Genomic DNA, 26,569 nt, shown 5'->3' with positions numbered 1-26,569 from the left:
TTACCGCCAAGCCGAATCATTAGCGCCCCACGATTGGGGATGAGCAGGAGCTTCTATGTCTAGACAAAACGCGTACAGCCGGGAAGAGCTGCTACAGTGCAGCCGCGGTGAATTATTCGGTCCCGGTAACGCGCAATTGCCCGCCCCGAACATGTTGATGATCGACCGGATCGTCCATATCAGTGAGACCGGCGGCCGCTTTGGCAAGGGTGAGATCGTTGCCGAGCTGGATATCCATCCTGACTTGTGGTTTTTTGCGTGTCACTTCGAAGGTGATCCGGTCATGCCCGGATGCCTGGGTCTGGATGCGATGTGGCAATTGGTTGGCTTCCATCTTGGCTGGTTGGGCTTTGAGGGCCGCGGTCGTGCGCTCGGCTCCGGCGAAGTGAAGTTCTTCGGTCAGGTCCTGCCGACCGCGAAGAAGGTTACCTATACTATTCATATCAAACGCACCATCAATCGCTCCCTGACTCTCGGCATCGCCGATGGCAGCATGGCCGTTGACGGTCGCGAGATCTATACCGCCGAAGGTCTGCGGGTAGGTCTGTTTACTTCTACTGACAGTTTCTGAGGATCATCACTATGCGTCGCGTCGTGATTACCGGTATGGGTATCGTGTCCTGCCTTGGCCAGGATATCGAATCCGTGGCTGCCAGCCTTAAAGAAGGCAAGCCGGGCATTACCTTCAACCCTGAGTACAAGGAAATGGGCCTGCGTAGTCAGGTCTCCGGCAGCGTTAAGATAGATCTGGATGCCGCCATTGATCGCAAGGTCAAACGTTTCATGGGTGACGCTGCAGCCTTTGCTTATCTGTCCATGCAACAGGCCATTGCAGATGCCGGTCTGTCAGAAGAGCAGGTCAGCAACTTCCGCACCGGTCTGGTCGCCGGCAGTGGTGGCGCCTCGACACTGAACCAAATGGAGTCGGTGGATATTCTGCGCGAGAAAGGCGTGAAGAAGATCGGGCCGTATCGTGTGCCACGTACCATGAGCAGCACCGTGTCTGCCTGCCTGGCCACCCCATTCAAGATCAAGGGCGTCAACTACTCTATCTCCTCTGCCTGCGCGACCAGTGCGCATTGTATCGGTCACGCTGCCGAACTGATCCAGCTGGGCAAGCAGGACATTGTCTTCGCCGGCGGCGGCGAAGAGGAACACTGGTCCCAGTCCATGCTGTTCGACGCCATGGGCGCATTGTCCACGCAATACAACGAAACGCCGGAAAAAGCCTCACGCGCCTATGACAGCAAGCGTGACGGCTTCGTCATTGCTGGCGGCGGCGGCATGGTTGTGGTCGAAGAGCTGGAACATGCTCTGGCCCGTGGCGCCAAGATCTACGCTGAAGTGGTTGGTTATGGCGCAACCTCGGATGGTTACGACATGGTTGCCCCCAGCGGCGAAGGCGCTGTCCGTTGTATGCAACAGGCACTGGCTACCGTTGATGGCGCCATCGAATACCTCAACACGCACGGCACCTCTACTCCGGTCGGCGACGTTGCAGAGCTCAAGGCCATCCGCGAAGTATTCGGTGACAAGGCTCCAAAAATCAGCTCGACCAAGAGCCTTTCAGGTCACTCGCTGGGTGCGGCCGGTGTACAGGAAGCTATCTACTGTCTGCTGATGATGCGCGATAACTTCCTGGCCGCCTCGGCCAACATCGAGGAGCTGGACGAGAACGCAGCGGACCTGCCAATCCTGCGCGAGCGGCTGGATCAGGCCGTGGATCTGATGATGTCCAACAGCTTCGGCTTCGGCGGCACCAACGCTACGCTGATCCTCAAGCGCTGGGCCGACGCCTGAGCCTGCATGGAGGTTGATGCCTCGCCTGCATAGTCAGCACTGACAGACGCCGTCATCTTGTGGGATGGCGGCGTTTTTTATACACCTTCCTTTGGATGAAGCGCCCCTGCGCTAGGCCAAAACTCATATTCAAAGCCTTCATTCTCGCCGAGCTTGCTCCAAGGCGACCCTGGGGTTGTAGTGCGCCTGCGTTACGACCAGGCTGATCCATGCCCGGCTAATCTGCCCAAGCGAAACCGACTCCCCCGGACCACAGCGAATCGAACCGCCATGTTAAGGTCGGGTCACATACAGAAGCGCCTGTCGCTCCCACTACTGACCCTTACGCCGGAGCCCCATGAACCAGCAAGCAGACATTCGCCGCCTGTTACCCTCTGTCGATCAGGTTCTCGCCTGGCCGCTCATCCGCCAGTTACAGCAAGATCATGGTCAGCCACTGGTCAAACAGGCTGTGATCGAGGAGCTGGATCAACTGCGTCAGAATAATTGCCCGTGCGAGACGGACCAGCTCGCCGCAGCAGTAGAGGATCACTTGCTGCGACTGCTAACCCCGTCCCTGCGCAAAGTCTTCAACCTGACCGGCACTGTCCTGCATACCAATCTCGGTCGTGCACCGCTACCCGAAGAAGCCATTCAGGCAATGTGTGACGTCGCCCGCGGCGCCAGCAATCTTGAGTTTGATCTGGACAAGGGCAAGCGCGGCGATCGTGACAGCCACGTGGAGGCCTGGCTGTGTCGACTCACCGGCGCCGAAGCCGCGACGGTGGTGAATAATAACGCCTCAGCCGTATTGCTGATGCTCAACACTTTGGCGCGCGGCAAGGAAGTAATCGTATCGCGCGGCGAACTGGTAGAGATCGGCGGCGCCTTCCGCGTGCCTGACATCATGCAACGCGCCCAGTGCAAACTGCGCGAAGTGGGCACCACGAATCGCACCCATCTCAAGGACTACAAGGAGGCGGCGAACGCCCGGACAGGGTTGATGATGACAGTGCATACCAGTAACTACGTTATCCAGGGCTTTACCGCCAGCGTACCCGAAGCGCAGTTGGCGCAGGCCGCGCATGAGCATGGCGTGCCCTACACAGTGGATCTGGGTAGCGGCAGTCTGGTGGACCTGCGGCGCTGGGGATTGCCCTACGAACCGACCCCGATGGACAGCCTGAATAACGGGGCGGATCTCGTGTCCTTCAGCGGGGACAAACTGCTGGGTGGTCCTCAGGCGGGGATTATCGTCGGCAAGCGTGAGCTGATTGATAAACTAAAAAAGAATGCCCTCAAGCGCGCACTGCGATGCGACAAGGTGACCCTCGCCGCGCTGGAAGCAGTACTGCGCATCTACTCCAACCCCGATCGACTCGCCAGGCACTTGCCCAGCCTGCGCTGGCTAAGTCGACCACAAGCGGAGATCGCCGAACAGGCCGAACGCCTGCGGCCGGCGATGCAGCTGTGGGCAGGCGAAGCATTCAGCGTGACCTCGGAACCTGTAATGGGCCAGATCGGCAGCGGCGCCCTCCCCGTCGAGCAACTTCCCAGCCAGGCGCTGGTGCTTTCTCCCATGGCGAGAAAGCGCGAGGCCAACCGCAGCCTGCAATCCGTTCAGAAAGCGTTGCGCTCATTACCAATCCCCATCATCGGACGCATCAACGACGGGCGCCTGATTCTGGATCTGCGGTGTCTGGATGAAGAGTCGGAACTGTTGGACCAGCTGGCAAAGGCGCCGCTGTCTTACGCCGTTACTCTTTAGGCGCGCCGGCGGTCACAAAGCGCGCAGCTGACATTGACCTTTGCGGCTTAACGCAGTCCCATGGATATAGCTGTGTCATGCACCGAATCGCTGCCCAGGCACAGTCTACAATCCAGCACCGTCACCGGGAGTTCCGCCCATGACATATTGTCGTGTCATCCAGCTGCTGTGCCTGCCGGCGCTTTTCACAGGGTTTTTGTTGACCAGCCCGGTATACGCCGACGGTGGACATTATCGAGCCGCTCCGCCTCAGACGAATTATTATAGCGACAGGCATTACCGCGCGCCTGACCATTACCGCGCGACGCACGAGCGCTATCGCTCGGCGCCCTCAGTGCAGGTGCAATCCAGCGGTTATCGGCTGCATTTCAGCTCGGAGGATTCTCGCCCGGGACTCAGCCCGAGCTACCAGGACCGCCATCACGAGCGCAGCCGGCACCACCGGGCAGACCAACAACACCGCGGATACGACAGGTCCTCGCAATATCGTAAGCACAGACCGCATAACCCGCAGCCGCATGCGCATCCAGGCAATCCACGGGCGGGCGAAAACCGGCTAGGCTCGGGTAATTCTCAAATGCGCAGGCCACCCCAGATGCATGACTCGGGCCCGATGCAACGCCGCCAATACGAGCGCCGTTACCGTTAGCCCCCGTCGCGCTCACCGACTTCAGCCGGGCAGCGCGACCCGGGCTCGTTTTGTCGCTGTGTGTTGAGCCATGCACGCCATCACCAAGGTACCTGCCCCGCACGCGGCCATGACAGCCGTCATGGGCACCGCCGTACCATCATGCAGAATACCAACCAGTGCAGAGGTAATCCCCGCTATCACGAATTGCATGGTACCCATCAACGCCGACGCAACCCCCGCCTGGTGCCCCTGCCCGGCCATGGCTTCCGCAGATGAGTTGGGGAGTACCAGCGCAATCACAGCCACACTGCCAAACAACGGCAGCAGGAACGGCCACAGCGTATCCGGTTGGTAGAGCGCGACCCCCAGCAGGATGAGGTTGCACGCGGCGAAGAATATGGTGGTAAATCGCAGCAGCTTCATCGGGGGATGACGGCGCAGGAGCCAGCCATTGACCTGTGCGAACAGAATGAAACCGGACGCATTGACCGCGAAGAACCAGCCAAAATGCGCGGGCGCTACGCCATACAGCTCGATAATCAAGAACGGAGAACCGGCGATATAGGCGAACATCCCGGCCATCGCGATACCACCGGTAAGCGCGTGAAACATGAACAGCGGCTCACCCAGCAACCTGCGGTACCGTCCCAGTGCGCTGGACAGGGCCGGTGGCGTAGCGCTAGGCGCCAGCGTTTCCTTGAGCCCGAAAAAGACTGCCAGGGAAAACGCCGCAGAAAAGAGCGTCAGGAACAGGAATATCCATGTCCAGTTACCCAACGCCAACAGCCAGCCGCCGGCCAACGGCGCCAGGATGGGCGCAACCCCCATTACCAGCATCAACTGCGAGAACGCCTTGGCGGCTTCAATCGGCTCACATAAATCCCGCACCACCGCCCTGTTCACTACAATACCGGCGCAACCGCCGAGCGCCTGAGCGAAGCGCGCTGCGATCAGCCATTCAAGCGTGGGTGCCAGAGCACAGGCCAACGACGCGGCGCAGAAGAGCCCGATACCGAACAGCAAGGGCTTGCGGCGCCCAAAGCGGTCTGCGATCGGGCCGTAGAACACCTGACCCAGCGCTAACCCCAGGAAGTAGGCGGAAAGACTCAGCTGGATGTGCTCGCTGTCCGTCGCGAATACTTCGGCCATTGCCGGAAAGGCAGGCAGGTACAGATCTATGGCGAGTGGACCAAAGGCACTCAGACCACCCAGGATGAGAAGTATCTTTAACGGCATAGGGTATTCCGGAGACGAGCCCCGACTGGTGCGCAGCCGGAACCAAAGCGATCATGATGACAGAAACAATTGCTGCATGCCTGCAACAGACCATTGCACTGATGGATCCCGGGCGGATCAAATCCTGCCTTTTGAGTTACGGCGGACATCGTCAACAAATCCGTAGCGCCCCGTTATCGGCAGGTTTCGATTCAAGGTAGCATAGCGATCCCACTTTCGACCGGAGCCCTCATGTCAAGGCCTCACCAGTACGAGACACTAGGCTTCGCTCTGCGTTTCATCGCGCCCTATCGCTGGCGGGTCGCAGGCGCTCTGCTCGCATTGGTGTTCACGGCAGGGATCACGCTTTCACTCGGCCAGGGGCTTCGCCTGATGGTCGATCAGGGATTCGTCACCGGCTCACCTGAGCTGCTTAATCAGAGTGTCAGCGTTTTTCTGCTGATGGTAGTGGCGTTGGCCATCGGCACCTATGCGCGCTTTTATCTGGTGTCCTGGATTGGCGAGCGAGTCGTGGCGGACATCCGCCGGCAGGTATTCGATCACGTCATTGACCTGCATCCCGGTTTTTTCGAGACCAACCGCGGTTTAGAGATTCAGTCGCGGCTCACTGCTGATACCACCGTGCTGCAGTCAGTGATCGGATCGACGCTGTCCATCGCTCTGCGCAATGGACTGATGCTGATCGGTGGCATCGTCCTGCTGGTGGTTACGAATCCTAAACTCACCAGTATCGTCATGCTGGCTGTCCCATTGATTATTGCGCCGATCATCTACTTCGGTCGACGCGTGCGCAGGCTTTCACGGCTGAGTCAGGACCGGGTCGCGGACGTCGGCAGTTATGTCGGTGAAGTGCTCGGTCAGATCAAGACGGTCCAGGCTTACAATCACCAGGCGCAGGACCGGGCGCGTTTCAGCACCGTCGTCGAACAAGCCTTTGAAGTATCCAGAAGCCGCATCCGTCAGCGCGCCTGGCTGATGTCCATCGTGATCGTGCTGGTACTTGGCGCAATCGGGATGATGATCTGGGTCGGTGGACTGGATGTTATCGCCGGCAGGATCAGCCTCGGTGAACTGGCCGCCTTTCTGTTTTACAGCCTCATTGTGGGGCTTGCGGCCGGCGCGCTTAGCGAGGTGATTGGTGAGTTGCAACGGGCCGCGGGCGCCGGCGCCCGTATCGTCGAGCTGCTGCGTACCAAACAGGAAATCAGCGCACCCAGGACCGGTTTGCTGCAATTACCTGAGAGGCTTTCGCAGGGCATCACCTTTGAGCAGGTGTATTTCAGCTTTTCCACCCGCCCTGATTTGCCGGTGATCAGACGTTTTTCCCTCGATATACGCCTTGGGGAAACGCTTGCGCTGGTCGGGCCGTCCGGCGCCGGAAAGTCCACCTTGTTTGATCTGCTGCTACGCTTTTTCGATGTCACCGACGGACGCATCACCATTGATGGTCTCGATATCCGTTGCCTCGACCCGGCACAAGTGCGCGCCTGCTTCGCACTGGTTTCGCAAAACCCGGCACTGTTCTACGGTAGCGTAGCCGAGAACATCCGTTACGGGCGCCCGGAAGCAGACGAGTCGGCTATCGAGGCTGCTGCCCGCGCCGCACACGCCGATGAGTTCATCGCAGACATGCCCAACGGCTATGAGACGCAACTCGGTGATGCAGGATTGGGTCTGTCAGGCGGGCAGAAGCAGCGGTTGGCCATTGCCCGTGCGCTGTTGACCGATGCCCCGATTCTGCTGCTCGACGAAGCAACCAGCGCGCTGGATGCACGCAGCGAATATCTTATTCAGCAGGCCATGCCCAGATTAACCAAGGACCGGACAACCATCGTCATTGCCCACCGTCTGGCAACGGTAAAGAATGCGGATCGCATCGCGGTAATCGATAAAGGATGCCTGGTTGCGCTAGGTACGCACGATGAGCTGGTAAGACATAACGGCCTTTATGCACGCTTGGCCGAGCTGCAATTCGGTACAGCGACGATTTGACAGCAGAACGCGGGCCATGAGCGGCCCGCATCCCAGGTGCTTAGTTCAAATCAGTCAAGCGATTGGAAGAACGCCGCGCTTTGGCTCGCAGCAAAGCCAGGCCATTCGTGGTTTCTAGAGTTAGGCTGCTCTGCCAGGCTGTACTCACACCAGCGCACCGGATATCCGGTGTCACAGTTGGTGTATTCCACACAACCATTCTCAAGCTGACGCGTCTCCTCGCCACACATGTTGGCGTCTACCCAGTATTGTCGCTGGGCCAGCCCGTCTGTATAGGGAATGAGTTTGTCCTGCGGATCGTGTGCTGCCCAGGCCGCAGCGCGCCCGACGCACTCCGAAGCGCTCTTTTGCGGCGGCGCCGAAGCGACGGCCGAGAATGCGCGAACCACATCGCCCCGTTCACAGGCCAGGCGAGAAGCGAACAAACCGCCCATACTCATGCCCATGGTGAATACACGGTTCTCATCCACACAGGCTTCGCCGCGCAGTTCTTCATACATCGCATCGAAGAAGGCCACATCCCGCGAGCCAACGGTCTCCCAGCTCCTACGCTCGGGATATTCCGCTGCGCTGGGAACCGGCATGCCCTGGGGGTGGACCACTATCGCAGCTTCGCCCATGGTTTCGACTATGCCGTTGGTCGCTTTGTAGTTGTTGTCCTTTCCCTTCAGTTCGTCTCCGCGTCCGTGGAAGCTGAATACCACCGGGTAAGCTTTCTCCGGATCGTAGCCAGTCGGAAGGTCAAGGATATAACGCCGGTCATCCCCGCCCACTGCGATAGTCCGGCTACCGGCTTGCGGTGCTGGTCCGCCGCAGCCTATGGACGGTGCTGCAGGCGTGGGTCCCGCAGTTGGCGGTGGTGGCGGCTCGGCTATCGGATCATCAGCCGGTGGCGGATCTACCGGGTCAGCTGGAGCAGGATCGCCAGTGACCGGCGGCTCAGTGCCAGCGTTTGTGCCAGGGTCTGTGCCAGGATCTGCGCCTGGCTCAGGTTCGGTAATGACATCAGGCGCGGTTTCATAATCGTCATCGTCGTCTCCGCTGCTACAACCCGTCGCCAGAATCGCCAGCGCCACACAGTAAAGCAATTTATATTTGGTCATCGTGTCCCCCTTATAGTCACCCGGAACATTCCGGTGGTCAGCAGCAGACGTGAAGCAGACTGCACGAAAGGAAACACGACGTTTTCAAGAAACATTTTCCTACTACGACTTACTCGCACGCTCAAGCCACAAGCGTCAGCCGAGTCTGACGCCCCGCCCCTTGTAAAGTGCAGTCTTGACCGTTCGGCTTGTGATGAACTTCAACTTCAGCAGTGAGTTTTTCGCTCAACGGATACTGCCAAAATGCCACTTTCAGGGAGCTTGCTGTTTTCCAGCAGCGACTTCAGTAATAGGCGGGCGGTGAGCGTTATCGATAGGTGATGGTTGGGAAAGCGAGGCCAGCCGGCCCGCTTTCCCACGGCTGGTCAGTCAAGTGCAAGAAAGAAGTCGGCCGCCGCGCGAGGAGCGAAACTCGGCCATTCGTGATGATTGGAATAGGGCTTGTCTGCCTGGCTGTATTGACACCAGCGCGCCGGGTAACCCGCATCGCAGTTGGTGTATTCAACACAACCGTCACTCAACTGGCGGGTTTCCTCACCGCAGACGTTGGCGTCCAGCCAGTAGTCCCGAAGCGCCAGCCCATCGGTTGTGTAATCGATCAACTCGTCCTGGGGATCATGGGCGGTCCAGGCGGCGGCGCGCCCGACGCACTCGGTGGCGCTTTTCAATGGTGGCCCGGCGGCAGCCGAAGCAAATGCCCGCACCACATCACCGCGTTCGCATGCCAGCCGGGCAGCAAAGAAGCCACCCATGCTCATGCCTGTCGTGAATACGCGATCTTCATCAACACAGGCTTCGCTGGTTAATTCGTTGTGTATTGCGTCAAAGAAGGCGATGTCACGATCCCCGGTACGCTCCCAACTGTCCCGCCCCGGTTCAACCGGTGCGCTCGGATCGGGCACACCCTGAGGGTGGACAAGTATCACGGCGTCACCGACTGTTTCCTTGAGACTGTTGCTGTCGCGATATTCGCCAGCCTCGCGCCCCCGACCATGGAAGCTGAATACTAGCGGATAGGCTTTGCTGGCATCGTAGCCGGTAGGAAGATCGAGAATGTATTGCCGGTCAATACCGGCCACAGAGATGGTACGGGCGCCCGCTTTCGGCGCCGGCCCGCCGCAGCCGATCGAAGGCGCTGGCTGTGATACCGCGCCGCCGCCCGCTGGTGGGTCGCTGACAGGGGGTTCTTCGGCGGGTGGCTCATCGATTGGCGGCGGATCAGTTGCTGGCGGATCCTCTACGGGTGGCGGATCAGCTGGAGTATCCGTTGGGGTATCAACCGGTGTATCGGGTGTATCCGATCCGCCTCCGCCTCCCCCGCCACAGCCTGTCGTCATCAGCGCCAATGCCATCCAGCACGCCAGATTGGTCTTCGTCATAGTGTTTCCTTTTTTCCGTGTTCAACCGGATACCTATCCGGCGGTCAGCAGCTGGCGTGAAGCAGATTGCACGAAAAGGAAACACGACGTTTCAACAAACATTTTCCTGGAACGACTTGCCACAACGCTCTTGCTACAAGCGTAGCGCTAGGACGCTGTACCGCTTGAAAAGTGCCGTTCCGCAGGCAGCGGTTTGCGAACCGTTCGTCACTTGGAGGACATTGTTTCAACCGCCAGGCGAAGCTGGTCCATCGCCCGCTGCAGGTTGGTTCGACGGGTGCCGATATTCAGCCGCATGAAGCCGCTACCGCCCTCGCCAAAGCTGATTCCGGGATTGAGTCCCAGCCCGGCCTGCTTGATGAAAAAAGCCTTGAGCCCGGCATCGTTTAACCCCAGTCCACGACAATCCAGCCAAAGCAGGTAGGTGCCTTCCGGTTCGATCAGACTGATGCGGGGTATATGCTCGTGCAGGTATTCGCTGACGAAACGGCGGTTGTCCTGCAGATAATTCAGCAACGCATCCAGCCACGGGCCGCCGCATCGATACGCCGCTTCGAACGCAGTAAGACTGAAGGGATTGGCCTGCTCCATGTGCAGGGTTTCGAATACCTGCTTGAGTGCCTTGCGGTGCTCCGGATCGGGAACCACCAGCGCTGACAGCCCCAGCCCGGGTACATTGAACGTCTTGCTCGGCGCCACCGCGGTAACGACCTGATCGCCCGCCTGCGCCAGATTGGCCAGCATCAGATGACGTTTACCGGAAAACACCAGATCACAATGAATGTCGTCGGACAGCACCATCAATTCATGGCGCCGGGCAATTGCCAGCACTGCGCGTAATTCCTGTTCATCCCAGACGCGCCCGACGGGATTATGCGGGGAGCACAGAATCAGCATCCGCGCACCCGCCGCCGCGCATTGTTCAAGGTGCTCCATATCCATCCGATACCGCCCGTTTTCCAGGCGCAACGGATTATCGATCAGCCGCCGTCCAGTCTTGTTGACCGAGCTGAAGAAAGGTGGATACACCGGTGACTGGACGATAATGCCCTCGCCCGGCTTGGCAAAGGCCATGATGGCTGCGTGAATAGACGGCACGACTCCGGGGGCCATGAGTATCCAGTCACGTTCGATATGCCAGTCGTGCCGGGTAGCAAACCAGTCGATCATTGACTGATACAAGCTATCGGGGAACAGGCTATAACCGTAAACCGGATGCTGCGCACGTTCGACCAGCGCGCGGGTGACCGCTTCGGGCGCAGCGAAATCCATGTCGGCCACCCACAGCGGCATCACATCCTCGCCGCCGAACACCGCCCTGCGCGCATCGTATTTGACAGACTGGGTGCCTTCGCGGCAGATCTCCTGGTCGAAATTAAAACTCATATCCGTGCTCCCTCGCTTGTTGTTCAAAAGGCGTGGCGCTAACGCGCAATGCATATAACAGCGACATCCCTCGACCATCGTGATCCTCAGGTTCACTAATCCCTGCTCCATTCAGGCTCACCACCCCCGGAAAGGCAAGTGCTTGTTGCTTGACAAACACCAGCTTTGAGAGCTTGTTCCAGACGCCTCGCCGCTGCGTTTCAGCCCGCATGAACGCGCTTCTGCAGCCAGGGTTGCATAGCCTCATTAACCTGCCTACGCTGGGACAAGGGTTGGTTGACTCAGCGCGAGCCAGCAGCCCTTGCGTTTCAGTGACGCATCTATAAAACAGGAGGCTTGATGTCACTTTCCCGCTTGAGTTCACCACGCTTGTTTCGCCAGCAATGTTACATAGGCGGGAACTGGGTCGATGCCCAGAACGAAGCCCGTATCAGCGTAGACAACCCCGCCACCGGCGAGGATCTCGGCAACATTCCATCACTAAGCGCAGCGGAGATCGAATCAACGATTGATACTGCCCAGACGGCTTTCGATTCCTGGAAAAAAACCACCGCCCAGGAGCGCGCCAATCTGCTGATGCGCTGGTATCAGCTTATGCTTGATCACCAGGAAGATATCGCCACCCTGATGACCATGGAACAGGGCAAGCCACTGGTTGAATCCCGTGGCGAGGTAGCCTATGCCGCGTCCTTCGTTCGCTGGTTTGCCGAAGAAGCACCGCGCATGTATGGCGAAACCATCCCCGGTGCCAAACCTGGCCAGCACATTATCGTCACCCGCCAGCCGGTGGGCGTCACGGCAGCCATAACGCCGTGGAATTTCCCGGCGGCGATGATCACCCGCAAGGCCGGCGCGGCGCTGGCAGCCGGCTGCAGCATGATCGTCAAGCCTTCAGAGGCAACTCCTTATACGGCACTCGCACTCGCCGAACTCGCCCACGAAGCGGGCATTCCGCCGGGCGTGTTCAACATCGTTACCGGTGATTCGAAGATGATCGGCAAGGTGCTGACCAGCAGCCCGATCGTGCGCAAGCTCAGTTTCACCGGGTCGACCGGCGTCGGCAGCCAGTTGATGGCCCAGTGCGCAGAACATATTCAGAAGGTTTCGTTGGAGCTGGGCGGCAACGCACCGTTCATTGTCTTTGATGATGCGGATCTCGAGCGCGCCGTTGAAGGTGCGATGATCTGCAAATTCCGCAACACCGGGCAGACCTGCGTCTGCGCCAACCGTTTTCTGGTCCAACGCAGCGTACACGAGAAATTCGCTTCGCTGCTGGCCAAGGCAATGGGCGAGCTGAAGCTCGGCAATGGTCTTGACGACGGCGTCACGCAGGCCCCTTTGATCAACCGCGCGGCGGCTGAAAAAGTGCAGCAGCATTATCAGGATGCGATTGATAAAGGTGCCACCCACCTTTACGGCCCCGCTCCCGATAGCGACGAGGGCAGTTTCGTACACCCTGTGTTGATTTCCGACGTGTCGACCGAGATGCAGGTGTGCCACGAGGAAACCTTCGGACCGCTGGCGGCGATCATGACCTTCGACACAGAAGAAGAAGCCATCCGCATTGCCAACGATACGCCCTATGGCCTGGCAGCCTACTTTTACAGCCGCGACATTCACCGCTGCTGGCGGGTTGCCGATGCGCTCGAAGCGGGCATGGTGGGTGTCAACGAAGGCGCCATATCCAACCCGATGGCGCCCTTCGGTGGTGTCAAGGCATCTGGCCTCGGCCGCGAGGGATCACGACACGGTCTCGAGGAATATACCGAACTGAAATACATCTGCATGGGCACGGAGTAAATTCTATGACCGAGCAATCCGATATCCGCATCGCATTGATGCCAGGGGACGGTATTGGAGTGGAGGTCATGGATGCCGCCGAAATGGTGCTGGAAGTACTGCGTGAAACCTACTCGCTGCCACTGATCTGGGATCGTCTCGACTGGCCAAGCACCGCCTGGCACAAAGAGTACGGCGAGATGATGCCAGCCAATGCGCTGCGCCGGGTGTGCGTATATGACGCACTGCTAATGGGCGCGCTGGGCGATCCTGGCCCGGTCAGCGACCCGAATCGCTACAAGCTGTCCGACAGCATCTCGCTTGAGCCCCTTTTGACTTTTCGCAAGGGGCTGGACCTGTGGGCCTGTGAGCGACCCGCACGTTTGCTGCCGGGGGCCCCGCGGTACCTGGCCGACCCACGGGCAGCGGACGTCGACATGCTGGTCATCCGCGAAAACAGTGAAGGAGAGTACGTCAATCAGGGCGGCCGCTTGAACAAGGGTACGCCCTATGAAGTGGCGACCCAGCTGGAAGTCTTTACCCGGCGTGGCACCGAGCGGCTGATACGCCATGCCTTCCTGCGTGCCGAGCAGCGCATGGCGCAACGGGATGCGGCACGGCAGTTTTATTGTGAGGAAAAGGGGCACGCGCCGGCGCAGGTCTGCCTGATCACCAAGCGCAACGCTCAGCCCACCTGGGGAGAACTCTATACCGAAGTCTTCGCGGAAGTGGCCAGCGAATTTCCGCATATAGGGGTAGCCCATCAGTTAGTCGATGCGGCCTGTATGAAATTTGTGCAGAACCCCTGGGAATTTGACGTGGTCGTCGCCAGCAACCTGCACGGCGATATTCTGACCGATCTTGCTGCCGTGTTGTCCGGCGGGCTCGGGTTGGCTCCATCCTGCAACATCAATCCGGACAGTCGCGAGCTGCCCGCGCTGTTCGAACCGACACACGGCAGTGCTCCGGATATTGCCGGCCAGGGCAAAGCGAACCCGGCGGCCATGCTATTGACCACCTCCATGATGCTCGAATGGCTCGGCTTCAACGAACCCGCCGAGGTTCTACGCAACGCTGTGGCCCGCGATCTGCATGCTGCAGGGGGGCAACAACGCAGCTGCCAGGCTATTACCGCCGGCGTGATCGAACGCCTCAACAGCTGACACCGAATCGCGGCGGCGTTGCCGTCGCTACCGCTTCACCGGGACCCAGGCCCCGTCCACCCGACAGGAGTCTCTATATGAGTCACTTATCACCCTTGTTGAAGCAATCCAGCCGCGTCTGCGCCGACCATGGCCAGGGTAGCTGGCTTTATGACACCGATGGCAAGGCCTACCTCGATTTCACCTCCGGAATAGGTGTGACCAGCACCGGGCATTGCCACCCGACGGTGGTCGCGGCGGCGCAGGAGCAGGTCGGCAAGATGATCCACGCGCAGTACACCACCGTCACGCACCGGCCGATGCTTGAGCTGACCGACCGACTGGTCGAGAAGATGCCGTCCGGCATCGACTCGATAGCCTTGAGCAACTCCGGTTCCGAAGCGGTAGAAATGGCCATGCGCCTGGCCAGGCACGCTACGCGGCGGGCCAACATTGTGGTGTTCAACGGTGGCTTCCACGGCCGCACCATGGGCGCTGCCTCGCTGACCACCTCTGGCACCAAGGTACGTACCGGCTTCCACCCGATGATGGCGGGCGTGGTGGTTGCGCCCTACCCGCACAGCTGGCGTTACGGCTGGAGCGAAGAACAGACCAATGCGTTCTGCCTACGCGAGCTGGACCATATCCTCAAGACCCAGACCGCCCCCGAGGACACCGCTGCCATCCTGATCGAACCGGTACAGGGCGAGTACGGCTACTACCCCGCCAATACCGCCTTCATGCAGGGGCTGGCCGAGCGCTGCAAAAAACACGGCATCCTGTTGATCTGTGACGAGATCCAGGCCGGTTACGGACGTACCGGCAAGTTCTGGAGCCATCAGCACTTCGATGTCCAGCCCGACATTCTGATCACCGCCAAAGGCCTGGCCAGCGGTTTTCCGCTCTCGGCCATTGCTGCCTCGGCGGAGCTTATGGCCAAGGGCGCACCCGGCTCCCAGGGCGGCACCTATGGCGCCAACGCGGTGTCGTGCGCGGCGGCGCTGGCCACCCTGAGGGTGATTGAGCAGGAGAATCTGATCGAGAATGCCGCTGCCCGCGGAACCGAGTTGTGGGATCAGCTGCATGCACTGCAGGGTGACTACCCGATTATCTCTACCATTCGCGGCAAGGGGTTGATGCTGGGGATGGAGATTGGCAAAGGGCCGCAAGAGCCGATGCCCGACGTCGCCTTACGCCTGACCGAGGCCGCAGAAGCGCAGGGCCTGCTGTTATTGCGCTGCGGTATTGACGGCCAGATTGTGCGCTGGTTGCCGCCGCTGGTGGTGACTGCCGAGGAGGTAACCGACGCAGTCGGACGTTTCGCCAAGGCGCTGGCCGAGGTCCAGCCATGACCGAGGTGCTGGTACTGGTTGCGCCCGGGGACGAAACCTTGCCGGGGCTTGAAACGCTGCCGAGCGAGGTTCGGGTGCGTACGGTCAGTGAAGAGTCCGAACTGCGCGCGGCGTTGACGGACACAGACGTGTTGCTGGTGACGGACTTTCGCACCGGCGTGCTCGAGCGCTGCTGGCCGGAGGAGCACCGTATCAAATGGGTGCACACGGCCAGTGCCGGGGTCGACGCGCTGATGTTCCCTGCCCTGGTAGCCAGCGATGTTCAGATCACCAATGCCCGCGGCGTGTTCGACCGCGGGATCGCCGAATATGTGCTGGGCGCTGTACTCATGTTCGCCAAGGATACCCTCGGGAATCTGTCGCTGCAGGGCCAGCACCGCTGGAAGCACCGCGACACCGAGATGATCACTGGCAAACATGCGCTCATCATCGGAGCCGGCTCGATTGGCGGCGAAGTCGCAACACTGCTCTCGGCGGTGGGCCTGAAAGTCACAGGCACCGCGCGCAGCAGCCGCGACGATCCGCGTTTTGATTCGGTTGTCAGCAACGATCAGCTGCTCGAATTGCTGCCGCAGGCGGATTTCGTGGTGATCACCGCACCCTTGACTGATGACACTCAGGGTCTTTTCGATCGTCGCGCCTTCCAGGCCATGCAGCCTCACGCGCGGCTGATCAATGTCGGGCGCGGAGCTATCGTCGTAACCGATGATCTGGTCGCTGCCTTGCAAGAGGGCGACATTGCAGGCGCAGCACTGGACGTGTTCGAACAGGAGCCCCTACCGCAGGACCATCCTTTGTGGGACATGCCCAACGTGATGATATCGGCGCATATGGCCGGCGATTTCATCGGTTGGCAACAGGCACTCGGCGAGCAGTTCGTCGCCAACTTCAACCGCTGGCAAAAAGGAGAGGCTCTTTTCAACCAGGTGAAAAAGAGCTGATACGGCGAAGGCGGGCTGCGATCGCGCGGCTACGCCCCATCCGTCGAAGGACGTGTTTTTTCGTGTAGAGCAAGACGACGGGAGAAACAATCATGTCCAAAGACATACTGCAGCTGACCGCTGTTGAACTGCTTGCGCGCTATCGGGATAAAAGTCTGTCGCCAGTAGAAGCCGCCAGCGCCATGCTCGATCAGATTGAGCGGATAGATACCCACACCAACGGCTTCTGCCTGGTGGATCGGGACACAACACTGGGCCTGGCCAGTGAATCCGAACAGCGCTACCAGAACGGTGAAACCCGTGGCCTGCTCGATGGCGTGCCGGTGGCGGTGAAAGACGTATTCCTCACGCCGATGTGGCCTACGCTCAAAGGCTCGAAAACCGTAGACCCGGCCAGCACCCTGAACAAGTCCGCACCCGCAACGGCCGCTCTGTCCCGCCACGGTTACGTGCCGATCGGCAAAACCACCACCCCGGAAATGGGCTGGAAGGGTGTGACGGACAACCCTATCGATGGCGCCACCAATAACCCCTGGAATCCGGAAAAAACCGCTGGCGGCTCAAGCGGTGGCAGCGGCGTTGCGGTCGCGCTGGGCATGGCACCTCTGGCGCTGGGTACGGACGCCGGCGGCTCCATCCGCATACCCGCGGGATTCTGCGGCATCGTCGGGCTCAAACCTTCCTTCGGCGAAGTACCCCACTGGCCAGCCAGCCCCTTCGGCACCCTCGCCCACGCCGGTCCCATGACCTGGACCGTGGAGGACTGTGCGCTGATGATGAACGTGCTCAGCGAAGCCGATCATCGCGATACCAACGCCGTACCCCGGCGCAACATCGACTATCTGGCCAACCTCAAGAAAGGCGTGAAGGGCCTGAAAATCGGCTTCAGTCCCAACCTGGGTTACGTCGACGTGGATCCTGAAATTGAAGCTTCAATTGCCGAGGCTGCGGAAGTTTTCGAGCAGCTGGGTGCAGAGGTAATCCGGGTCGATCCGGGATTCAGCGACCCGCTCGCCGCATTCGGACATCTGTTCTATGGCGGCGCTGCGAATGCCATGCGCGATCTGGGACCGAAGAAGCGCGAGCTGATGGACCCGCAACTGGTGGCCGTCGCGGAAAAAGCTTCGCGCCTGAGCATGCTCGACTACCTCGGCGCGGTGAACGAATCCATGGCGCTGCGTGAACGCATGGCCACTTTCCATCAGAAATATGATCTGCTGCTAACGCCCACCCTGCCCCTCACCGCCTTCGATACCGGTCGCGAAGTTCCAGTGGACTGGCCCAGTACACGCTGGCCTACCTGGACACCCTTTACCTACCCTTTCAACATGACCGGCCAACCTGGCCTGGCCGTGCCCTGCGGCTTCGACAGCAACAACATGCCGATCAGCCTCCAGCTGGTGGGCGCGCGCTTCAATGACGCGCTGGTATTGCAGGCCGGTTATGCCTACCAACAGGCTGCGCCACTGACTGACCGTCGCCCATCGTTGTTCAGCGCCTGAGCGCCAGGAGGTCACATGTCTTTGAGCAATATGGACATCGAGCTGTACGAATCAGAAGATCCGATCTGGAATCCGGCGCTGCTGACCATTCCGATTCCCGGCATTCGCCGTATGGTCAACATGGCAGCAGGTATGAAAGATGTGATTCACCTGTCCATCGGCCAGCCGGATCTGCCGACGCCGACCAACATCATCGACGCGACAATCGAGGCGCTGCGCGCGGGCCAGACCGGTTACACCATGGATGCGGGGCTGCCGGAATTACTTGAATCCCTCGCTGTGTATTACAGCGATCGCTACCAGCGCAAACTGACCTCGGAAAATATTCTCGTCACCACCGGCGCTACAGAGGCTATTTATCTGGCCCTCACAGCGGTCTCGGCCCCCGGACGGCATTTCATTGTGCCGGACCCGGCTTTCACGCTGTACGCCCCGTTGATAAGGATGAACGGCGGCGAAGTCACCGAGGTGCGAACGCGTGTCGAGAACAACCATCAGCTCGATCCGCAGGAGGTGATCGACGCGATAGAGCCGCATACCTACGGCATCGTACTCAACTCGCCGAGCAATCCGACCGGTACGGTCTATCCCAAGGAAACACTCGAAGCCATCCTCGAGGAAGCCGCCTACCGGGATATCCAGGTGATCAGTGATGAGGTCTACGACCATCTGATCTATGACGGCAAGGAGTATCCGTCCGTGTTGTCATGCGCCAGCGATATCGACAACGTGATGGTGATGAGCAGTTTCTCGAAAACCTACAGCATGCCGGGCATGCGCATCGGCTGGATGATTGCCAGCCAGGCGGCGATCAAGAAACTGCGGCGCTACCACATGTTTACGACCACCGTCGCCAATACGCCCTGCCAGTGGGCAGGCGTTGCCGCACTGCATGGGGACAATGCCTTTATTGACCATATGCGCTCCGAATACACACTACGCCGCGACCGGCTGGTGGAACTGGTCGAGCAAACGCCCTACCTCACCGGTTACAAGCCAGAAGGCGCGTTCTATTTGTTTCCCTCGTTGCCCGAAGGCGTAAACGGCACCAACGTCGCGCTTCGGCTGCTCAAGGAAACCGGGGTTTGCACCATTCCTGGTGAAACCTTCGGTAGTCACTGCAGCAATGCCATTCGACTGAGTTATTCGACTTCGCTCGAAAATATCGACAAGGCGTTCGAACGCATCATCCCATGGATGGAAAAACAGGATTTCGGATAACCCCAGACCAGCGCGGGCGACTTATTGATTTACAGTGCCCGCGCTGGCGTCTCCCCCGGGAGTGATACGGGTCACTCCGACCGGGTTCAAACCGGTCTATCCTGTCTGGTGCGCAAACCCGATCGCAGATCCCGTCCATGCCCGTTCCCAGCCTTCTTGACCATCTATACCGCACCCAATCGCGCCGCGTACTGGCAACGCTCATTCGCCTGCTCGGCGACTTCGAGCTGGCCGAGGAATCCATGCATGAAGCCTTCGCCGCCGCGCTACAGCAATGGCCTGAACAGGGAATTCCGGACACCCCCACCGCCTGGTTGATCAGCGCGGGGCGCCACAAAGGTATCGATCAGATACGCCGTAGGCAGACGGCCAGCCAGCACCGGAAACAGCAGATCGAGCTTGATGAAATCCCGACGCACAACTTCGATGACAGCAGCATCAATGATGACCAGTTACGTCTGATATTTACCTGCTGTCATCCAAGCCTGGCGCTGGAAACCCGGTTGGCTTTGACGTTACGTGAGATGTGCAGCCTGACCACCGAGCAGGTGGCGCGAAGCCTGTTGCAGCAACCGGCAACTATTGCGCAGCGCATCGTGCGTGCCAAACGCAAGATTCGCGATGCGGCGATTCCCTACGAGGTTCCCGAAGGCAAGGCGCTTTCGGAACGTCTACACAGCGTATTGCGAGTGGTCTATCTGGTATTTAACGAGGGCTATTCCAGCAGCGAAGGTGCAACGGTCACCAAGGTGAATCTGGCAGATGAAGCGGTGCGGCTCGGCAGGCTGTTGAGTCAACTGCTGCCGCAAGCCGAGGTGTACGGCCTGTTGGCGCTGATGCTGCTGCAGGACTCGCGTCGCGCTGCGCGGCAGGGGTCCAATGGTGAACTGGTTCCCCTTGAGGAACAGGATCGGCAGTTATGGGACGCTGCCAAGATCGCGGAAGGCTTGCAGTGTCTTGATGCGGCCATGCAAATGCCTCAGCCGGGTGTTTACAGTGTGCAGGCCGCCATCGCGGCGGAGCACGCCCGCGCCGCAAGCGCAGCCGATACCGACTGGGGCGAAATCGCTGAACTGTACGATGTGCTCATCCGCCTCGATCCTTCCCCAGTCATTTCACTGAACCGCGCGGTGGCTGTTGCCATGCGTGACGGCCCCCAAGCCGGACTTGTTCTGTTGGAGCAGTTGGCAGATGCCCCAGAGCTGCAAAGCTACCACCTGTTTCACGCAGCCAGAGCGGACTTGCAGCGACGCGCTGGCGATGTCGGCGCAGCACGCGAGGCATTTCAGCGGGCGATCGGCCTCACCCGGCAGGAGCCGGAACGCCGTTTCCTGCAGCGTCGGCTGGATAGCCTGGGATAAACATGTCGGCCTGTCGATTTGCGCCTGCCTGGTACGACTATCAAGGCACGTGACAATCAACCAGGGAGACAAACATGAAATTCATGCTGATACGCAGAGCCGATGCCAACACCGAGAAGGGCATCATGCCTTCTGAGGAGATGCTCAACGCCATGGCTGAGTACAACGAAAGGATGCAACGCGCAGGCGTATTTCTGACCGGGGATGGACTTACACGCACTTCTGCGGGCTACCGAATCAATTTTGGCGACGGGGTACCCACCGTGGCACAAGGCCCCTTCGACGAGAATGAAGTCATTGCCGGTTACAGCGTGCTACAGGTCGATTCCACCGAAGAAGCCCTCGAGAGGGCCAGACAGTGGCCGGTGCAGGACAACAACGGCAACGTCTCACTTGAACTGCGTCGCTATTACGAGCTGGCGGACTTTGCACCTGGCGCAGCGCTGAATCGCCATATGGACCTTGAGCAGCAACGCCTCAGACGTCCGCAAAGTCTTAGCCTGTACCTGGCATTCGCCGGGAACTGCCGTGACGCCTTCGGCTTTTATGCCGACACGCTGGGAGGCGAGATCGAAGCCATGCTCACCTTCGAAGAAACGCCCATGGCGGCAGACTTCCCAGTCGAGACCCGAGATCTGATCGCCCACGCGCAGCTGCGCATCGGCCGGTATCTGATTATGGGCAGTGATATGGCCGGCGACAGCTGCGGGCAAACGTCCGGCGGCTCGACGATAGCGCTGGAATACACCGATACGACGCAGGGCAAGCAGATATTCGATCAACTCGCCGCAGGCGGTTCGGTACAGATGCCCTTCGAGAAAACCTTCTGGGCCGAAGGTTTCGGCACGCTGACCGATCGCTATGGCGTTAGCTGGATGCTCAATTGTGGCTTGATAAACCAGCCCGCCTGAGCCAGGCCAACGATACGGAGAGAACCATGAAATATGTCGCCCTGGTATACCTGCAGGAAAGCCTGATCAATAGCATGTCAGAAAGGGAGTGGCACGACCTCAATCAGGAGTGCGTCGGTTGCGTCGAAAAACTTACCCACCAGGGCAATTACCTGGCTGGCGAAGCGCTGCAACCCACTACTGACGCCACCACTGTCCGCATCCGCGACGGCGAAACGGTCATTTCTGATGGCCCTTTCGCAGAGACCAAGGAGCAGCTCGCCGGCTTCTACCTGCTGGACGCCCGCGATCTCAATGAAGCCCTGCAGCTCGCCACCCACATCCCACCCGCTCGCCTTGGCAGTGTGGAAGTCAGACCCGTGCGTGAACTTCCGCCGAAGGATACCTAGCGCAAAAGATGGCCCTGGGACGGGTAGTCCCAGGGCTTCGATCCGTGGGTAAAGATGTGATGCCGTCGTAGACACCGGACGGCCGGCGTAACGACCGCCGCAGAACGCCCTTTTATGCATTCAACCTTATGGCTGGTGGACGACCTTCGTTTTGGCTCTATCGAGCCAGCCTCCCCTACAAGTCCACGACTGGTTCGAACCCACCGAATATCATGCGCTTGCCATCGAAGGGCATCGGGTTCACGTCGGGCTGTACTCGCGGATCGGCCATAACCTTCTGCATGCCCTCGTCCCGCACGGCTTTGGATGGCCAGACGATCCACGAAAAGATCACCGTTTCGTCTTCCTTGCATTTCACTGCCATCGGAAAAGACGTGATTTCTCCGGGAGGCACATCGTCACCCCAGCATTCCACGAAGCTGATGGCCCCGTATTCCTTGAATACGTGACCCGCTGATTCGGCATGTTTGCGGTAGGCTTCCTTGTTGGCAGTCGGCACCGCTCCGACAAATCCGTCAACATATGACATGACATTATCCTCGCTGGCTTGCGATCATCCCGGATGGATGATGCTCTCCTCAGTCGCACCAGAAACCGCGAAATCGACATCAGCTAAGCCGCACGGTGAAAAATAATAGTGCCGAGGATAATCAGGATGCCCGCCACGCCGAAGTTGGGAGGCAGGCCCTCGCCGAGCAGCAGAATGGCAATCAGCGTGCCTACCAGCGCAGCCACCAGGCCAATCTGGCTGAGGTAAACGGGGCCTGCGATTCGCTGCAGGACGAAGAAGAAGAAATACACCACCGCGAATACCGCTGTTTCCGCCAGCAACAGCATCACAACCCGCGCCGAACCGAACAACTCGCTCAGGCGACCGGCTTCAAGGGTCAGCGCGAAGGGTGAAAGGGCCAGCGCACCACCGAGCATCATCACGGCCGCGAGGAAAACCGGCGCAGCGTTCTGCGGCCAACGCCAGGTGCGGTAAATATTGCCGAAGGCCAACACCACCGGCATCAGCATTACCAAGGCTGCCCAGCCATACGCCCCCTCCGCATCGCTGCCTTTGGATAGCGCCAGCACTACCCCGCCAGCCAGGCCAAGCAAGACCCCAGCGAGACGGAGCATGCGCAACTGCTCCATGCGCAACGTGACGGCCAGTAGCCAGGTCACAAGCACCGGAAACGCCAGGCTCAGCGCTACAAAGCCGGCGCCTACATGGCGTACGGAGAGAAAGGAAACAGCATTGGGTATTGCAAACAGGATGCCCGACACCACGGCATATTCGAGGGTACGCCGGTTAACCGGCATGGGTTGGCCGCGTGCTGCAGTGAGCCCGGAAAGGATCAACGCGGCAGCGATCAGGGCCGTCATCAGAAAGCTCAGGCGGGGGGCGCCAGATTCATCTGCCAACTTGGCAATAACCAGCGACAGAGCCAGAAAACTTCCCACCAGCAACAGACACCCCAAAGCATGAATGCCGGCCCGTCTTGACTGGATATCGCGCTCTGCCACCTCGTTCATGTCTTCTCCATTAGCCATCGTGTTTACCGCAGCTATGCGCGAGCCTGCATCGCTTCGACAAGAATGGAGCTGCGATCGTTCTTCGCAATACTCAGGCCAGGCGCGGATGGCCCCGGCACGGGCGCGCCGCAAATGCGCACCCATCAGCTATGCTGCGATGCAAGCATTGCAAAATGCCACCTGCGTCAAAACATTGAGCATCGTTATGAATTTTTGAGTACCTGACTGTGTCGACAGGGAGCTCGACCTATCGAGTCTTAGGAAGCGCTGAATAATTCCTTGCGCTCTCTGGCTTTCAGGCTGGTTCGCAATCGAGGCGCGGTTTTGAAGGCATGCCGGGGCCTGTCGAGAAACCGCAACGACGAGTGCGGGCCAGCCTGAAAGCCCCGAAGGGCGCGGCCTGAAGCATGCACCTGCTGCGTTGTACTTCTTGTTAAGGGCTACGGCCGTTAACTGCGAAGCACGCCTGGCATCTGCACGCTTCAGGTCACGCGGAGAATGCTAGGAATTGTTCAGCGTTTCCTTAGCAGCACATGGATAAAGCCTGAGGTATTAATGATGCAACGCAAGCCCGGTCCATTTCTCGCGCGATGGATGTTATTGCTGGCGGCATTCCTGGCGCTGCTGGTCAGCCTTTCGATGGCGCTCCCGGGAATATGGCTGGCAGTGCTTGGCGGCTCCTTCTATTACGCGGTTGCCGGCGCGGCAGGCACCCTCGCGTGCCTGTGGGTGCTCAGTGGCCGTTATGGCGCAGGCGTCGGGCTTTTCGCCCTGGTCACTATTGGTACGGTCCTATGGGCCCTATGGGAAATCGACCTCAAGGCCTGGATGCACGCCTGGGGCTTCGATCTGGCCGGACGTACCGGCCTGCATCTCGGCCTGCTGCTGGCGATGGTGTTGGCGCTTGCGTTCATTAGCGGGGAGCCTTCGCGCCGTTCGGACCACGGGTTGGCGGCGATGATTCTGGGCATTCCCTTGTTATTGCTTGCCCTTGTATCGGGCGTCGGGTATCTGGTTCGCGGCTCAGCGGACGATCCGAAAACGCCGCCTCAGGCGGTGGTTACCGATGCTGCACCGCTGGCTACGGCGATTGAATCGACAACTGATCCAGAGGAATGGCGTGCCTTCGGGGGGACCAACCACGGGCAACGATTCTCCACCGCAGACCAGATCACGCCGGAGAATGTCGCGCAACTGACGCAGGCATGGGAATTCCACACCGGCGACCTGCCACCCAACACGCGGGTGGCGTACGCCTTCCAGAACACGCCGATCAAGATCGGCAACAGCCTGTTTGTCTGCTCGAGCAGCAACCAGGTTTTTGCCCTGGATCCCGCGACCGGGGAACAGCAATGGCACTTCGATCCCCAGGTCTCGCCTGACGTCATGGAATCCATGCAGAGCGTGGCCTGCCGCGCAGTGGCCTATCATGCGTCGACCAGCGCTCAACCTGACGCCAGGCAGTGCGCACAGCGCGTATTGCTGGCTACCGCAGACAGCCGACTGATTGCCCTCGATGCGCATACCGGTGAGCAGTGCCGCACGTTTGGCAACAGCGGTACGGTAGATCTGGGTGAAGGACTTGATAGCCAGGAGATCGGTTTCGCCTCGAGCACGTCCGGGCCAGCTGTCGTCGGGGATCTGGTGATAGTTGGCCAACAGGTCAGCGACAACCAGCGCCGCGATGCGCCTTCAGGGGTGACGCGTGCCTATAGCGTAACGACCGGCGAGCTTGTCTGGGCGTGGGATGCCAAGCGCGTCGATCGGCCGCGGCATCGCCTGGGACCGGGCGAAACCTGGCCTCAGGGCACACCGAATGTCTGGACCGTGATCTCGGCGGACGAACAACTGGGCCTGGTTTACCTGGCTACCGGCAGCCCGGCAAATGACCATTGGGGCGGCGACCGCAGCGCAGAGGAAGAAGAATACACAGCCTCGGTGGTTGCTGTGGATGCTGCTACCGGCGACACCCGCTGGCATTTCCGGACCGTGGACCATGACCTGTGGAATTACGATCTGGGTGCGCAACCAACCTTGACCGACATGGAAATTGACGGACAGTGGCGGCGCGTGCTGCTACAAGGAACCAAGAGCGGTTCGATCTACGTACTCGACGCGCGCACTGGCGAACCCCTTACACCCCTTGAAGACCGCGCCACGCCTGAAAGAACCGTCGAGGGCGACTGGACCTCACCAACCCAGCAATATTCTACGGGTCTACCCAACTTTGCCGGCGCACCGGGGCGCGAGCCCGAGCTGATTGCCGAAGAACACCTGTTCGGACTTACCCCGCTGGACGCATTATTTTGCCGCATCCAGTTCAAGCGCATGCGTTACGAAGGAATATACACGCCGCCTACGGATCAGGGCGACGGCACCCTGGTATTTCCGGGTAGCCTTGGCGGACTGACCTGGGGCGGGTTATCGGTCAATCCGGAACAGCAGATTCTGATCACCAGCAGCAATCGACTACCGGACCGGGTGAAGCTGTATCCGCGCCTCGAGGTGCTGGACCCACCGGTGGGCAGCGGTGGTGCGCGCCCGGATCAGGACATTGCGCCACAAGCCGGCGCCCCGTTTGGTGTCGACAACACCATGTGGCTATCTCCGCTTGGAGTACCTTGCCTGGCACCGCCATGGGGCTTTCTCTCGGCAACCGACATGCGTACCGGAGAGCTGCTCTGGAGCCAACCGCTCGGTACCGCTGAAGATGCAGGCCCGCTGGGCATTGCTACCCGCATGAAATTGCGTATCGGCACACCGAATGTCGGCGGCGCAGTGAACACCCGCAGCGGCCTGACTTTCATTGCCGCCGCGCAGGACAATTATCTGCGCGCCTTCGATACACGTACCGGTGATTTGCTCTGGGACGGTCGTTTGCCGGCTGGCGCACAGGCGAGCCCCATCACCTATATACATGCGGGGCGGCAATACGTCGCCATTGCCTCCGGAGGAGATGCACGCCTCGGCACTCCCATCGGAGACAGCGTCGTGGTGTTCACCCTTCCGCAATAAATATTAACGATACCGCCGCTGGCCCAAGACCCATACTTGGCCTAGCCTTTCATGTGCGGCTGCAGATATGCGCAGCCGCAACATTGAGAGATTGTCATTGAGGCTTATCACGTCACTAGCACCAGCGTGAACGAAGCAGCGTGGGGCCCCGTTCTCTCACA

Annotated in this window: 21 protein-coding genes; 14 read left to right on the top strand and 7 right to left on the bottom strand. The window is 59.7% G+C overall.

From position 1 onward, the window contains the following. Positions 1–55 precede the first annotated feature (55 nt). The 3 genes from fabA (at position 56) to selA (ending at position 3,547) form a co-directional block, all read left to right on the top strand. A complete protein-coding gene (gene fabA / locus HG264_RS03630) occupies positions 56–571 on the top strand; it encodes a 3-hydroxyacyl-[acyl-carrier-protein] dehydratase FabA (RefSeq protein WP_150301160.1) in 516 nt (171 codons plus the stop codon). Positions 572–582: 11 nt separating this feature from the next. After that, entirely contained in the window at positions 583–1,800 is a 1,218-nt protein-coding gene (fabB, locus tag HG264_RS03625; RefSeq protein WP_169406374.1) for a beta-ketoacyl-ACP synthase I, read from the top strand. Between the two features lie 337 nt (positions 1,801–2,137). Further along, positions 2,138–3,547 (top strand): L-seryl-tRNA(Sec) selenium transferase, encoded by a 1,410-nt coding sequence (gene selA, locus HG264_RS03620; RefSeq protein WP_169406373.1) that lies wholly within the window; start codon positions 2,138–2,140, stop codon positions 3,545–3,547. 670 nt (positions 3,548–4,217) lie between these two features. Here selA and HG264_RS03615 read toward each other — a convergent pair. Next, positions 4,218–5,414, bottom strand: coding sequence for a multidrug effflux MFS transporter (locus HG264_RS03615; RefSeq protein WP_169406372.1), 1,197 nt, complete (start codon positions 5,412–5,414; stop codon positions 4,218–4,220). 231 nt (positions 5,415–5,645) lie between these two features. Between HG264_RS03615 and HG264_RS03610 the strand changes: the two genes are divergently transcribed. Continuing rightward, positions 5,646–7,406 (top strand): ABC transporter transmembrane domain-containing protein, encoded by a 1,761-nt coding sequence (locus HG264_RS03610; RefSeq protein ID WP_169406371.1) that lies wholly within the window; start codon positions 5,646–5,648, stop codon positions 7,404–7,406. A gap of 50 nt (positions 7,407–7,456) precedes the next feature. Here HG264_RS03610 and HG264_RS03605 read toward each other — a convergent pair whose 3' ends face one another. The 4 genes from HG264_RS03605 to HG264_RS18475 all read right to left on the bottom strand — a co-directional run bounded on the left by HG264_RS03605 (position 7,457) and on the right by HG264_RS18475 (position 11,485). Next, positions 7,457–8,509, bottom strand: a complete 1,053-nt coding sequence (locus HG264_RS03605; RefSeq protein ID WP_169406370.1) for a PHB depolymerase family esterase — start codon at positions 8,507–8,509, stop codon at positions 7,457–7,459. Positions 8,510–8,874: 365 nt separating this feature from the next. After that, complete coding sequence (locus HG264_RS03600) at positions 8,875–9,888, bottom strand: PHB depolymerase family esterase (RefSeq protein WP_169406369.1); 1,014 nt, start codon at positions 9,886–9,888, stop codon at positions 8,875–8,877. A gap of 207 nt (positions 9,889–10,095) precedes the next feature. Continuing rightward, on the bottom strand, positions 10,096–11,274 hold the full coding sequence (locus HG264_RS03595) for a MalY/PatB family protein (RefSeq protein WP_169406368.1): 1,179 nt from the start codon (positions 11,272–11,274) through the stop codon (positions 10,096–10,098). Continuing rightward, complete coding sequence (locus HG264_RS18475) at positions 11,264–11,485, bottom strand: hypothetical protein (protein ID WP_218573040.1); 222 nt, start codon at positions 11,483–11,485, stop codon at positions 11,264–11,266. Before HG264_RS18475 ends, HG264_RS03595 begins: the two co-directional genes overlap by 11 nt. 128 nt (positions 11,486–11,613) lie before the next feature. Here HG264_RS18475 and HG264_RS03590 point away from each other — a divergent pair, with 128 nt between their 5' ends. From HG264_RS03590 to HG264_RS03550, 9 genes are all read left to right on the top strand, one after another. Continuing rightward, on the top strand, positions 11,614–13,074 hold the full coding sequence (locus tag HG264_RS03590; RefSeq protein WP_169406367.1) for an NAD-dependent succinate-semialdehyde dehydrogenase: 1,461 nt from the start codon (positions 11,614–11,616) through the stop codon (positions 13,072–13,074). Positions 13,075–13,079: 5 nt separating this feature from the next. After that, positions 13,080–14,216: an isocitrate/isopropylmalate dehydrogenase family protein gene (locus HG264_RS03585; RefSeq protein WP_169406366.1), complete on the top strand. Its 1,137-nt coding sequence runs from the start codon at positions 13,080–13,082 to the stop codon at positions 14,214–14,216. 77 nt (positions 14,217–14,293) lie between these two features. Beyond that, positions 14,294–15,547 carry an aspartate aminotransferase family protein gene (locus tag HG264_RS03580; RefSeq protein WP_169406365.1) on the top strand — a complete coding sequence of 418 codons (1,254 nt, stop codon included), beginning with the start codon at positions 14,294–14,296 and terminating at the stop codon, positions 15,545–15,547. Beyond that, the gene (locus HG264_RS03575; protein WP_169406364.1) at positions 15,544–16,488 is read left to right on the top strand and encodes a D-2-hydroxyacid dehydrogenase; all 945 of its coding nucleotides are present in this window, start codon (positions 15,544–15,546) and stop codon (positions 16,486–16,488) included. Before HG264_RS03580 ends, HG264_RS03575 begins: the two co-directional genes overlap by 4 nt. A gap of 92 nt (positions 16,489–16,580) precedes the next feature. Further along, the gene (locus HG264_RS03570; protein WP_169406363.1) at positions 16,581–17,990 is read left to right on the top strand and encodes an amidase; all 1,410 of its coding nucleotides are present in this window, start codon (positions 16,581–16,583) and stop codon (positions 17,988–17,990) included. A 15-nt stretch (positions 17,991–18,005) separates the two neighbouring features. Continuing rightward, entirely contained in the window at positions 18,006–19,211 is a 1,206-nt protein-coding gene (locus HG264_RS03565; RefSeq protein ID WP_169406362.1) for a pyridoxal phosphate-dependent aminotransferase, read from the top strand. Positions 19,212–19,348: 137 nt separating this feature from the next. Then, a complete protein-coding gene (locus HG264_RS03560) occupies positions 19,349–20,572 on the top strand; it encodes an RNA polymerase sigma factor (RefSeq protein ID WP_169406361.1) in 1,224 nt (407 codons plus the stop codon). Between the two features lie 74 nt (positions 20,573–20,646). Next, positions 20,647–21,483: a YciI family protein gene (locus HG264_RS03555; RefSeq protein ID WP_169406360.1), complete on the top strand. Its 837-nt coding sequence runs from the start codon at positions 20,647–20,649 to the stop codon at positions 21,481–21,483. A gap of 26 nt (positions 21,484–21,509) precedes the next feature. Continuing rightward, a complete protein-coding gene (locus tag HG264_RS03550; protein WP_169406359.1) occupies positions 21,510–21,872 on the top strand; it encodes a YciI family protein in 363 nt (120 codons plus the stop codon). A gap of 175 nt (positions 21,873–22,047) precedes the next feature. Here HG264_RS03550 and HG264_RS03545 read toward each other — a convergent pair whose 3' ends face one another. Both HG264_RS03545 and HG264_RS03540 read right to left on the bottom strand, forming a co-directional pair. Further along, positions 22,048–22,401: a DUF1428 domain-containing protein gene (locus tag HG264_RS03545; RefSeq protein ID WP_169406358.1), complete on the bottom strand. Its 354-nt coding sequence runs from the start codon at positions 22,399–22,401 to the stop codon at positions 22,048–22,050. Positions 22,402–22,484: 83 nt separating this feature from the next. Next, positions 22,485–23,393 (bottom strand): DMT family transporter, encoded by a 909-nt coding sequence (locus tag HG264_RS03540; protein ID WP_169406357.1) that lies wholly within the window; start codon positions 23,391–23,393, stop codon positions 22,485–22,487. Between the two features lie 555 nt (positions 23,394–23,948). Here HG264_RS03540 and HG264_RS03535 point away from each other — a divergent pair. Next, complete coding sequence (locus HG264_RS03535) at positions 23,949–26,408, top strand: membrane-bound PQQ-dependent dehydrogenase, glucose/quinate/shikimate family (protein WP_218573039.1); 2,460 nt, start codon at positions 23,949–23,951, stop codon at positions 26,406–26,408. Positions 26,409–26,569 lie beyond the last annotated feature (161 nt).

This window comes from Pseudomonas sp. gcc21, from assembly GCF_012844345.1.
In the GTDB taxonomy this organism is placed as follows: Bacteria; Pseudomonadota; Gammaproteobacteria; order Pseudomonadales; family Pseudomonadaceae; genus Halopseudomonas.
This window is presented reverse-complemented; position numbering and strand designations above follow the sequence as displayed.

Bases quoted from the DNA above. Each gene is read 5' to 3' on its own strand.
- fabB (WP_169406374.1), top strand. From the start codon at position 583: ATGCGTCGCGTCGTGATTACCGGTATGGGTATCGTGTCCTGCCTTGGC.
- HG264_RS03540 (WP_169406357.1), bottom strand. From the start codon at position 23,393: ATGAACGAGGTGGCAGAGCGCGATATCCAGTCAAGACGGGCCGGCATT.
- HG264_RS03565 (WP_169406362.1), top strand. From the start codon at position 18,006: ATGTCTTTGAGCAATATGGACATCGAGCTGTACGAATCAGAAGATCCG.
- HG264_RS03560 (WP_169406361.1), top strand. From the start codon at position 19,349: ATGCCCGTTCCCAGCCTTCTTGACCATCTATACCGCACCCAATCGCGC.
- HG264_RS03575 (WP_169406364.1), top strand. From the start codon at position 15,544: ATGACCGAGGTGCTGGTACTGGTTGCGCCCGGGGACGAAACCTTGCCG.
- HG264_RS03605 (WP_169406370.1), bottom strand. From the start codon at position 8,509: ATGACCAAATATAAATTGCTTTACTGTGTGGCGCTGGCGATTCTGGCG.
- HG264_RS18475 (WP_218573040.1), bottom strand. From the start codon at position 11,485: ATGCGGGCTGAAACGCAGCGGCGAGGCGTCTGGAACAAGCTCTCAAAG.
- HG264_RS03610 (WP_169406371.1), top strand. From the start codon at position 5,646: ATGTCAAGGCCTCACCAGTACGAGACACTAGGCTTCGCTCTGCGTTTC.
- HG264_RS03590 (WP_169406367.1), top strand. From the start codon at position 11,614: ATGTCACTTTCCCGCTTGAGTTCACCACGCTTGTTTCGCCAGCAATGT.
- HG264_RS03585 (WP_169406366.1), top strand. From the start codon at position 13,080: ATGACCGAGCAATCCGATATCCGCATCGCATTGATGCCAGGGGACGGT.
- selA (WP_169406373.1), top strand. From the start codon at position 2,138: ATGAACCAGCAAGCAGACATTCGCCGCCTGTTACCCTCTGTCGATCAG.
- HG264_RS03570 (WP_169406363.1), top strand. From the start codon at position 16,581: ATGTCCAAAGACATACTGCAGCTGACCGCTGTTGAACTGCTTGCGCGC.
- HG264_RS03535 (WP_218573039.1), top strand. From the start codon at position 23,949: ATGATGCAACGCAAGCCCGGTCCATTTCTCGCGCGATGGATGTTATTG.
- HG264_RS03600 (WP_169406369.1), bottom strand. From the start codon at position 9,888: ATGACGAAGACCAATCTGGCGTGCTGGATGGCATTGGCGCTGATGACG.
- HG264_RS03545 (WP_169406358.1), bottom strand. From the start codon at position 22,401: ATGTCATATGTTGACGGATTTGTCGGAGCGGTGCCGACTGCCAACAAG.
- fabA (WP_150301160.1), top strand. From the start codon at position 56: ATGTCTAGACAAAACGCGTACAGCCGGGAAGAGCTGCTACAGTGCAGC.
- HG264_RS03615 (WP_169406372.1), bottom strand. From the start codon at position 5,414: ATGCCGTTAAAGATACTTCTCATCCTGGGTGGTCTGAGTGCCTTTGGT.
- HG264_RS03550 (WP_169406359.1), top strand. From the start codon at position 21,510: ATGAAATATGTCGCCCTGGTATACCTGCAGGAAAGCCTGATCAATAGC.
- HG264_RS03595 (WP_169406368.1), bottom strand. From the start codon at position 11,274: ATGAGTTTTAATTTCGACCAGGAGATCTGCCGCGAAGGCACCCAGTCT.
- HG264_RS03555 (WP_169406360.1), top strand. From the start codon at position 20,647: ATGAAATTCATGCTGATACGCAGAGCCGATGCCAACACCGAGAAGGGC.
- HG264_RS03580 (WP_169406365.1), top strand. From the start codon at position 14,294: ATGAGTCACTTATCACCCTTGTTGAAGCAATCCAGCCGCGTCTGCGCC.